General features: G+C 45.7%; 6 protein-coding genes. All 6 read left to right on the top strand.

Annotated elements, in window-relative coordinates; genetic code table 11:
• Positions 1 to 792 precede the first annotated feature (792 nt).
• The 6 genes from glgB (at position 793) to BLV00_RS05910 (ending at position 10,905) form a co-directional block, all read left to right on the top strand.
• On the top strand, positions 793 to 2,700 hold the full coding sequence (glgB, locus tag BLV00_RS05935) for a 1,4-alpha-glucan branching protein GlgB (RefSeq protein ID WP_245728848.1): 1,908 nt from the start codon (positions 793 to 795) through the stop codon (positions 2,698 to 2,700).
• Positions 2,701 to 3,870, top strand: coding sequence for a glucose-1-phosphate adenylyltransferase (locus BLV00_RS05930; RefSeq protein WP_093043387.1), 1,170 nt, complete (start codon positions 2,701 to 2,703; stop codon positions 3,868 to 3,870). It abuts the gene before it with no gap.
• 14 nt (positions 3,871 to 3,884) lie between these two features.
• A complete protein-coding gene (glgD, locus tag BLV00_RS05925) occupies positions 3,885 to 4,991 on the top strand; it encodes a glucose-1-phosphate adenylyltransferase subunit GlgD (protein WP_093043385.1) in 1,107 nt (368 codons plus the stop codon).
• Between the two features lie 74 nt (positions 4,992 to 5,065).
• Positions 5,066 to 6,496 (top strand): glycogen synthase GlgA, encoded by a 1,431-nt coding sequence (gene glgA / locus BLV00_RS05920; protein WP_093043383.1) that lies wholly within the window; start codon positions 5,066 to 5,068, stop codon positions 6,494 to 6,496.
• Between the two features lie 26 nt (positions 6,497 to 6,522).
• Positions 6,523 to 8,961: a glycogen/starch/alpha-glucan phosphorylase gene (locus BLV00_RS05915; protein WP_093043381.1), complete on the top strand. Its 2,439-nt coding sequence runs from the start codon at positions 6,523 to 6,525 to the stop codon at positions 8,959 to 8,961.
• Positions 8,962 to 8,985: 24 nt separating this feature from the next.
• Positions 8,986 to 10,905 (top strand): glycoside hydrolase family 13 protein, encoded by a 1,920-nt coding sequence (locus tag BLV00_RS05910; protein WP_093043379.1) that lies wholly within the window; start codon positions 8,986 to 8,988, stop codon positions 10,903 to 10,905.
• Positions 10,906 to 11,155: the final 250 nt, after the last annotated feature.

The raw sequence follows: 11,155 nt of genomic DNA, 5'->3' as shown, positions 1-11,155 counted from the left end.
ATCAAATCCAGGTTAAGTGGCATGAGTCCCGTCAAATACCGAGAACGTGCCCAGTTAACTGCTTGAATTAAAAAGTGTCCAATATTAAGGGGTCATTTCAAAGCCCTGCGGGATCTCACCATGTACTATTTTCCCATAGGACTTTGAATAAGCTTCTTGAATAAACTCTGCACGATGGAAATGCGTAGCATTTTCGAGGAGTCTCGCAATTTCCCGGACCTCCTTGCGATGGTGAATAAAACGAAAACATCGGTATGGCTTTCTTCAAACAAATATAGAGCTATTCATAATAGTGCACTGTTACTTGCATCATAGTTCCAATTTTTTCTGGAAGACATCTTCATCTATCGCAGGGGTTCGTTTCTCTCATCCTTCGGAGGGTTGGTTGGGAAACTGGGGGACTCCCGCGGGAGAAGGATCAAGGCGAGATCCCACAGGGCGATAGCCCGAGGAAGCTCGCTAGGTCCCCCGCAGGAAAGCGAGTAGTTTCCCAACCACCCCTCACTCTTTTATGGTAAAGAACCCTTGCTATCTTGAAAATGAGTTTTCCACAACACGACCTTTAGTTGAACAAGATTTTTATGAAAAATCAACAAGTTTTACTTCACCATTAGCCCTCCTGGAAGCCTGATAATTAAGAAAGTTCCCGTGTAACCGTTATCAAGACATAATGCGACAAAATATGTCTGAAAATTAGCATAAAAATAATTGTAATCGTGATAAGAACATCTTATGCTAGTAATACAAGTTTACTTGTACGGGTTTAAAATCAACCAGAAGGGGAGTGGTAGATTGTTAGATTTTACCGCTTTAGAGCATGACGTTTATTTATTTCACCAAGGAAACCACCGATACAGCTATGAACTTCTCGGGGCACATCGAGATATACAAAATGGAACTCCAGGCACCCGATTTCTGGTCTGGGCGCCGAATGCACAACAGGTCAGTGTAGTCGGCAACTTCAATGAATGGGATGGCAGGGAACATCCGATGAAGAAATGGAACGAAAATGGGATCTGGCATACGTTCATTCCTCACCTTGAAAAAGGGGAAATTTACAAATATGAAATCCTCACTCCCCACGGACATCTGCAGTTGAAAGCAGATCCTTACGCATTTTCCAGTGAGTTGCGGCCGGATACAGCCTCGGTCATCTACCCTCTAGACAATTATCGATGGAATGATGATCTATGGATGAAGCGCCGCGATGAGATGAATTTCTATGAATCTCCTATTTCCATCTACGAATTGCATTTAGGGTCATGGAAAAATATCGAACCCGAAGTCTATTATAATTACCGTGATTATGCAGATCAGGTTATTCCCTATGTAAAAGAATTGGGCTACACCCATATTGAACTGCTTCCGATAGCAGAGCACCCGTTTGATCGCTCCTGGGGTTATCAGACTACAGGATATTATGCGGTGACCTCCCGCTATGGGACACCGGATGACTTCCGTTACTTCGTTGACCAGTGCCACCAGCATGGCATCGGTGTGATTCTGGACTGGGTACCGGGTCACTTTTGCAAAGATGCCCATGGTCTTCGCCGGTTCGATGGAGAGGCACTCTATGAATATGAGAATCCTTTGAAAGCGGAGAAGCCGCAATGGGGGACGTTGACGTTCGACTTCGGCCGCAATGAAGTGCAGAGCTTTCTGATTTCAAATGCAATATATTGGCTGAAGGAGTTCCACCTTGATGGCTTGCGTGTCGATGCGGTAGCCAGCATGCTTTATCTAGATTTCGGTAAGGAAAACGATGAATGGGAAACGAATGAGCACGGAGGCAGAGAAAACCTCGAAGCAATCGCATTCATTAAAAAAATGAACGAAGCGATTTTTGAAGAAGTCCCGAATGTATTGATGATGGCAGAGGAATCCACGTCTTATCCACTGGTGAGCGCTCCGACTTATATCGGCGGACTCGGTTTCAACTATAAATGGAACATGGGCTGGATGAACGATATGCTCCGCTATATGGAAATGGACCCAGTGCACCGTAAATACAACCATAATCTCATCACGTTCTCCTTGTTCTACGCTTTTTCCGAGAATTTCGTCCTGCCGATTTCTCATGATGAAGTCGTTCATGGCAAGAAATCATTGTTGAATAAAATGCCGGGTGACTACTGGCAGAAGTTCGCCAACTTACGGGCGTTTTTGGCTTTCATGTACGCCCATCCTGGTAAAAAGCTGTTGTTCATGGGTTCGGAATTCGGTCAGTTCGATGAATGGAAAGACATGGAGGACCTCGATTGGGAGCTGTTGGATTATGATTCCCACGCCTCCGCACTGGACTATGTGAAACAGCTGCATCAATTTTATAAAGACATGCCGGCATTATGGGAGTTGGACCACCATGAAGATGGTTTCTCATGGATTGATCCCCATAATTTTGAGCAGAGTGTCCTATCATTTATACGCTGCAGTCGAACGCCGAAAGACCAGCTTTTGGTTGTCTGCAATTTTACTCCAGTAGTCTATCACGATTATAAAGTCGGTGTCCCGCAGCCGGGACATTATGAGGAAATATTCAATAGTGATGCGGAACATTTTGGTGGTTCCGGGCAGATGAATGGGTTAAAAGCGGCATCTATTCCAGAACCTTGGCAGGGTCAGAACCATCATATCAAGATGACGATACCACCGCTTGCGGTGACTTTTTGGAAACGAACCAATGGACATAAGGGGGATTAAATCATGAAAAAAGAATGTGTAGCGATGCTATTAGCCGGCGGGCAGGGAACAAGGCTGAAATCACTCACCAAGCAGATTGCAAAGCCCGCCGTCTATTTTGGCGGGAAATACCGAATCATTGATTTTCCATTGAGCAACTGTACCAATTCAGGTATTGATACCGTAGGTGTACTCACCCAGTATGAACCATTGATTTTGAATAGTTATATCGGAATCGGAAGTGACTGGGATCTCGACCGCAAATACGGCGGGGTTTCTGTGCTGCCGCCATACGTCCAGTCCGAAGAAGGTGGCGGCTGGTACACAGGAACCGCCAATGCCATCTATCGAAATATCAAATTCCTCACCCAGTATGAACCGGACCATGTGCTTGTTCTGTCTGGAGACCATATTTACAAAATGGATTACAGTGATATGCTCGACTACCATAAAGCGAGCGGTGCGGATGCGACCATATCAGTCATAGAAGTTCCCTGGGAGGAGGCGAGCAGGTTCGGTTTGATGAACACCAACGACTACGGTGTGATTACGGAATTTGAAGAAAAACCGGAAAATCCGAAAAGTAATTTAGCATCGATGGGCGTGTACATTTTCCGGTGGGATGTCTTGAAACGTTATTTGATTGACGATGCCGGTAATGAAAGTTCTTCCCACGATTTTGGAAAAGATATCATCCCGGCGATGCTAGGAGACTACAAGAAGATGATGGCCTACACATTTGATGGCTACTGGAAAGATGTCGGGACGGTTGCGAGTTTATGGGAAGCCAATATGGATTTACTCGAAGAGAAGCCTGAGCTTGAATTGAATGATCACTCGTGGCGAATTTATTCAAAAAGTCCGAATCAGCCGCCTCAGTATATTTCACATGAAGCGAACGTTCATAATGCGCTTATTAATGAAGGCTGCCGTATTCATGGATCGATTGACCATTCCGTCATCTTCTATGGGGTCCATGTCCAGGAAGGTTCCACCATCCGTGACTCGGTCGTCATGCCGGACGTTAAAATCGGTAGAAATGTGACGATCAACCGTGCAATCATCGCAGCGGGAAGTGTCATAGAGGATGGGGCTGTCATCGGCGACCCGTCACTAGACAGCGGTATCACATTAGTTGCTGATGAAGACAGTGTTTTAGCAAAAAGTTATTTGGAGCAAATCATTAAATAGGAGGAGGCTAATCGATGGATCGTATAGCAGGAATCATAAATCTAGACCATGAACAGGACGTATTGGATGAGCTGACTTATTTTCGGTGCAGTGCCGCTGTTCCCTTTGCCGGACGCTACCGGATGATCGATTTTACCATATCCAATATGAGCAACTCCCGGATTGAGTCGATTGCTGTTTTCGCCCGCAGGAAATATCGGTCACTGATGGATCATTTGGAGCAGGGGAAAGCCTGGGATTTGGATCGTAAACGGGGCGGGCTGTTCATCCTTCCTCCGGACTGGAACGATCCGACGGACATATCCCAAGGTGACCTTCAGCATTTTCATAATAATATCGATTTCATCACTCGTACGTTTGCCGACTATGTGGTTGTCTCCGGGACACAGAATATCTGCAACATCAACTTCCGCGATGTACTGGAGGAACATAAAGCATCAGGTGCTGATGTAACTGTCGTTTATAAAAAAGTGGATGAGCTTTACCCGGAACATAAGCGTGCCCATAAACTGACAATCGATGAAAGTGGCCGTGTTACGGATATCCATAATGACCAGCGCAGTACCAATGTCTATATGGACATGTATATCCTTGAGAAGAATTATCTATATAGGATGATTGAAGATTGCATCGCTCACGGCTGTTCTCACTTTTTCCTCGATGGAATAAAAGCGAGACTGCCGCAAATCCATATTCATGCATATGAATACGAAGGAGCGCATGCACTGATCAATTCAATTGAAAGCTATTATCGTCATAGTGCGAGCTTGATAAACGGGGCTAACCATGAGGATTTGTTCAAAGAAGAAGCGCCTATTTTCACGAAGGTGAAAAATGAGCCTCCGACAAAGTATTCACAGGATTCAAAAGTTGCCAATACCCTGGTCGCCAATGGCTGTGTCATTGACGGACATGTGGAAGACAGCATTTTGTTCCGAGGTGTAAAAGTGGCCAAAGGGGCAGTAATCAAAAACTCGATCATTATGCAGCGCTGTGAAATCGACAGCAATGCGGTATTAGAAAATGTCATTTTGGATAAGGACTGTCGTATTTCTAACAGCCGGACGTTGATTGGAGTCCCCGAAAAGCCTTATGTCGTAGCAAAACGGGTTTCCATGTAGGAGATTGCCTATAACGGCAATCTTTTTCCTCTTCCTACATGTGATGAAATGAACAGGTAAAAGGAGTGAACAGGATGAAAATATTGATGGTAGGATCCGAATGCACCCCATTCATCAAAACAGGCGGACTTGCAGATGTGCTAGGTTCACTTCCGCAGGCACTGCAGGAGCAGGAGGAGGATGTTCGTATTGTCCTTCCGAAATACCAGGAAATCAGCGATGAATGGAAAGCTCAAATGAAACCATTGCTGGAATTGAACGTGACACTTGGCTGGCGCAATCAGTATGCCGGCGTCGAATATATCGAACATAATGGCGTTACCGTCTATTTTATTGATAATGAATATTATTTCAAGCGCTCGAATTTGTATGGGTACGGGGATGAAGCGGAACGGTTCGTATTTTTCAACCGCGCCGTAATGGAAATGGTGAAAGAGCTCGACTGGACACCAGATGTCATCCATTGCCATGACTGGCAGAGCGGTTTAATCCCTGTCTTCCTTCACACCCATTACAAGGAAGACCTTGTCTTTGAAAATATGAAAACAGTCTTTACTATCCATAACCTGAAATACCAGGGGGTTTTCTCGGATGCAGTTTTATATGACTTAATGGAGCTGGACGAGCGCCTGATGTCATCGGAAGGACTTGAGTTTTTCGGGGACATCAACTTCATGAAGGGGGCGTTGAATTTTGCTGATCGTATTACCACTGTCAGTGAAACTTACGCAAAAGAGATTCAAACGCCTTATTATGGGGAAAACCTAGATGGAGTATTACGGAGCAAATCCGATCGAATGATCGGAATCGTGAACGGCATCAATATTAAAGATTATGATCCGATGAAAGATGAGGCGCTCGCCTTCCCCTACCGAAGTTCCCTGACGAAAAAATGCCATAATAAACTCTGGCTGCAAAAAGAACTGGGCCTTCCGGTGCGAAGCGATGTTCCGATGATCAGCATCGTTTCCAGGCTTGTTGAGCAAAAAGGGTTCGATTTGATCGCCCGGGTCATCGATGAACTGCTGGATACCGAGGATATCCAGCTAGTCGTACTTGGTACAGGTGATTACGATTATGAACAAATGTTTCAATGGGCACAATCGAAGTATCCAACGAAGATGTCCGCGAATATCTTATTCAGTGAATCCTTTTCCCGTCAAGTGTACGCAGCGAGCGACATGTTCCTGATGCCGTCCCGATTTGAACCATGCGGCATTGGACAATTGATTGCACTCCGCTACCTGGCTGTCCCGATTGTCCGGGAAACAGGTGGTCTTGCTGATACCGTACAGCCATACAATGAACAAACAGGGGAAGGGAACGGCTTCACATTTGCGAATTACAATGCCCATGACATGCTGTTCACCATCCGTCGGGCACTTGAATTTTATCAGGATAAAGAGCTCTGGAAACCACTCATTAAAAATATTACGAAAAGTCAATTTCCATGGAAGTATTCTGCACGCCGGTATCGTGAGGTGTATGCGCAGGCAATGGAATAGGGCAGGATGAATTGGAGGAAAGCGTAATGTTCAGCGACAAAGAGGAATTCAAGCAGGCATTTTCCCAGAAGCTCGAAGCTAAGCTAGGCAAGACAGTTGAAACCGCTACAGAGGTGGATGCATATAGAGCTCTTGGTTCGCTGTTGCGTGAAAGGATAGGAAAAAAATGGCTGGAGACGAATCAGCGTTATGAACAAGAAAAGGAAAAGCAAGTCTACTATTTTTCAATGGAGTTTCTGATTGGAAGATTGATGGGGAATAATCTATTGAACATGCAACTGGTCGATGTTGTCGCGGAAGGTTTGAAAGACTTAGGATTCGACCTTGGTGAATTGGAGGAAGAAGAAAGTGACGCAGGACTTGGTAACGGTGGACTGGGCAGACTCGCTGCCTGCTTTCTGGACTCACTTGCCTCGTTAGGTCTTGCCGGCCATGGCTATGGAATCCGCTATAAATATGGAATGTTCGATCAGCAGATCATCGATGGCAACCAGATCGAATTCCCGGATTTATGGTTGTCCCGTGAATTTGTCTGGGAAGTCCGTCGACCGGAAGAAGCTGTGGAAGTCCGATTCGGCGGCCATGTGTCATCGAGTGAAGATGAAGATGGCAACCTTCATTTTGACCATTATGATTACGAGCAGGTCCAGGCAGTTCCCTACGATGTCCCGGTTGTCGGCTATAACAGTGATACCGTCAACACGCTGCGACTCTGGTCCGTAGAAGCGAACCTGGATGATACGATCAAAAAAGCGGCAAGGCTGAACGAGTTCGGAAATTTTCTCGGCCACAAGCGCTCCCTGGAAGCAATTTCGGAATTCTTATACCCCGATGACTCCCACGAAGAAGGGAAGCGGCTGCGATTGAAACAGGAATACTTTTTAGTATCGGCAGGGGTACAGAGCGCTGTGCGTGCTTTTGAACAGCTGGATCTGCCCTGGTCTGCTTTTCCTGAAAAAGTTGCTCTTCATATCAATGACACCCACCCGGCGATGGTGATTCCGGAACTGATGCGGGTATTGATGGATGAAAAGCAGCTGGGGTGGAAAGAAGCCTGGAAAATCACGCAAGCATCAGTTTCCTACACCAACCATACGACACTCAGTGAAGCACTGGAGGCGTGGCCGGTGGATATGGTCCGTCAGTTACTACCGAGAATTTTTATGATCACTGAAGAAATTAACGAGCGGTTTTGCCAGTCATTATGGAAAAAGTACCCTGGAGAATTCGACCGTATCGCTGAACTTGCCATCATAGCTGATGGTCAGGTAAAGATGGCACATCTATCGATTGTTGGCAGCCATAGCATCAATGGAGTGGCAAGGCTGCACACCGAGATTTTAAAGCTGCGGGAAATGAAAATTTTTTATGATACATTTCCGGAGCGATTCAACAACAAGACGAACGGCATTACACACAGGCGCTGGCTGATGCATGCCAATAAACCGCTTGCCGGACTCATTACAGACACAATCGGCGAAGATTGGATTAATGAACCTGCCCAGCTGACAGACCTGCTGGCATATCGGGACGACGCAGGGGTATTGGATGGTTTAAATCATATCAAGCAAAAAAATAAAGAAAAGCTCGCTTCCTGGGTTTATCAGACAAAAGGAATCTCTCTTGATCCGCAATCGATTTTTGATGTTCATATTAAGCGTCTTCACGGATATAAGCGCCAGCTCTTGAATGCCCTGCACATCATGCATATTTATAATAAGGTTAAAATGGATCCTTCGTTGGATATGGCACCGAGAACCTTCTTTTTCGGAGCGAAAGCAGCACAGGGATACCACTATGCCAAGAAAATCATCAAGCTGATCAATACGATTGCTGACGTAGTGAATAATGACCCGGTGGTAAGCGACAAGCTTAAAGTCGTTTTTCTGGAAAATTATTCTGTTTCCCTTGCGGAAAGAATCATCCCGGCAGCCAATGTCAGTGAACAGATTTCCACTGCAAGCAAAGAAGCTTCCGGCACCGGGAACATGAAGCTGATGATGAATGGAGCGTTGACGCTTGGAACAATGGATGGTGCCAATGTAGAAATACATGAGCTTGTCGGAGATGACAATATCTACACATTCGGCCTAAGCTCAGAGGAAGTTTTGGAATATTACCGGTCCGGCGGCTACTCTTCGAAGCAAGTTTACGAAACAGACGAAGTTGTTCGACTCACTGTTGATCAGCTGATTCATTACAGCCCTTTTTCAAAAGGCGATACAGAGTTTCAGGAAATCTACGATTCTCTCGTGCATCATAACGATGAATTTTTTGTCCTGAAAGACTTTGCTGCTTATGCAGCTTCCCAGCAGCAGATAAACTTCGATTACCAAGAGAAACAGTCCTGGGGCAAAAAAAGTCTGATCAATATCGCACATGCTGGAAAATTTTCCAGTGACCGGACCATTCAGGAATATGCTGCGGATATCTGGCGAATTGCACCGGTGAACACGTTCAAGTGATTGATGAATGGAGGAGGACGTAGTATGAAATCAAATGACGTTTATCATAACAGCTTTAAAACACAATATCGCGAGCCATTCGGTGCTGCACCGAATGGCTCGAATGTCACACTCACCATCGATATCCATAACCGCTACCGTATTTCAAGCGTCATCCTTCATTACATTTTGGATAAAACGGATAAAGAACAGACGCAGGAAATGGATATCTATGCGGAGCAGCACCAGTTTTCCGGATATGAGACGACAATCGTCATGCCGGATGAACCTCAGCTGGTCTGGTACTATTTTGAAATCCAGCTTGAGGATGGCAAGTTTTTTTACGGACGCCGGAACATCGAAGAAAGCGGCGATGGGGTAGTGTATGATCATGTGCCTCCGTCCTGGCAGATTACCGTTTATGATCCTGGCTATGAAACACCAGAGTGGTGGAAGCATGGTACCATCTATCAGATTTTCCCTGACCGCTTCTATGCGGCTGGTGAACGCGAGCTTGCCAAAGCCCCGAAGACAAGTTTGATGCACAGCCATTGGGAGAACGACCCGATTTATATCCGAGATGAAAATGGTGCGGTCATCCGGTGGGATTTTTTCGGTGGAAATATCCGAGGAATCATGGAAAAGCTCGACTATATCGAATCGCTCGGTGTCACGGTGATCTACTTGAATCCTGTTTTTGAAGCAGAAAGCAACCACCGCTATGATACCGGTGATTATCATACGGTTGATCAGCTGCTTGGCAGCAATGAGGATTTAGCAGAACTTGCCCGGAAGGCAAAGGAACGCGGGATTGAAATTATGCTTGACGGTGTCTTTAATCATACCGGAAGCAACAGCATCTATTTCAACCAGCGCGGCCAGTATGATTCACTGGGAGCCTATCAATCGAAAGAATCGCCTTATTATTCCTGGTACATTTTCCATAACTACCCCGATGAATACGAATCATGGTGGGGCGTCGGAACCCTTCCGACCGTCAATAAAGACGATGAAAGCTACCAGAACTTTTTAATCCATGATGAAGATAGTGTCCTGAAGTACTGGCAAAAATACGGGCTGAAGCACTGGCGCCTCGATGTAGCTGATGAACTGACCGATGATTTGATCAAGCAAATCTACCAGCAGTTGAAAAAAGAAGACGTATCCAGTGTTTTGCTGGGAGAGGTGTGGGAAGATGCTACCACAAAAATCGGCCATGGTAAGCGGAGGGAGTATTTCCTTGGCGGTGTATTGGATTCGGTCATGAACTATCCGTTGAGGGGGCTGATGCTTGCGTTCATGAGTGGCGACGCCGATGCCCATGATGTTGAACGGCGGCTGTTGACCTTGAGCGAACACTATCCGAAGCAATATTTTTATGCTTTGATGAATATGTTATCCAGCCATGACGTCGAGCGAATCAAGACGATGCTCGATCTGTTTTTGCCGGCAGACATGGAAGCGGACGACAAAGCTGTCATTGTTGATGCGCAAGTTAAAGCACTGAGCTTGTGGCTCTACACTTTTCCGGGAGTGCCATCACTTTATTATGGAGATGAGGCAGGTTTGACCGGCGGCAGCGACCCGGATAACCGTAAGCCGTATCCGTGGAGCAGGGAAGATGATAGTCTCGTAGAGTGGTATAAAAAGGTAGGGAAATGGCGGCGCGAGCACCCGGCGTTACGTACCGGCTGCTGGAAATCTCATTCCCTTCATCCTGACGTCTATTCCTTTGAACGGTGGATTGAAAATGGGGTCGATAATTTTGGCGGGAGTGCCAGCGATGAACATATGATTTATTTGTTCAACCGTCATATCCATGAAGACCGGGAAGTGACGCTGATGGTGAGAAAAGGGAAGTGGCAGCACATGGAGAATAAAAAGCGTGTGTTTGAGGCGAAAGACGGTGAGCTGACGGTGACACTAGGGCCGTCTGAAAGCATGCTGCTCCGTCATATGCATTAATTGTAAATGGCCAAGGCTAACTCAAATAGGTATCCCTTTTCAGTTATGGGGAGCGTTTTTTACTAGACACAATGTTCATTTACTGAAAGTACAGGTACTAGACATTTTTCAAAATATACTAGACAAAAACTAATATTTATTAAAATTAAAGAGTTATTAGAACGCACAGACGTTTACTAGACCAATTACCGAATTATGGGACAATATATGATCTCCATCAGAATAAACACCTTGGATAAGAAATGAATAC

Source organism: Thalassobacillus cyri (assembly GCF_900107755.1).
GTDB classification, from domain to species: Bacteria; Bacillota; Bacilli; order Bacillales; family Halobacillaceae; genus Thalassobacillus; species Thalassobacillus cyri.
The sequence above is the reverse complement of the archived record's forward strand: the minus strand, read 5'-3'. Positions and strand labels throughout refer to the sequence as shown.

Bases quoted from the DNA above. Each gene is read 5' to 3' on its own strand.
- glgD (WP_093043385.1), top strand. From the start codon at position 3,885: ATGGATCGTATAGCAGGAATCATAAATCTAGACCATGAACAGGACGTA.
- glgA (WP_093043383.1), top strand. From the start codon at position 5,066: ATGAAAATATTGATGGTAGGATCCGAATGCACCCCATTCATCAAAACA.
- BLV00_RS05915 (WP_093043381.1), top strand. From the start codon at position 6,523: ATGTTCAGCGACAAAGAGGAATTCAAGCAGGCATTTTCCCAGAAGCTC.
- BLV00_RS05910 (WP_093043379.1), top strand. From the start codon at position 8,986: ATGAAATCAAATGACGTTTATCATAACAGCTTTAAAACACAATATCGC.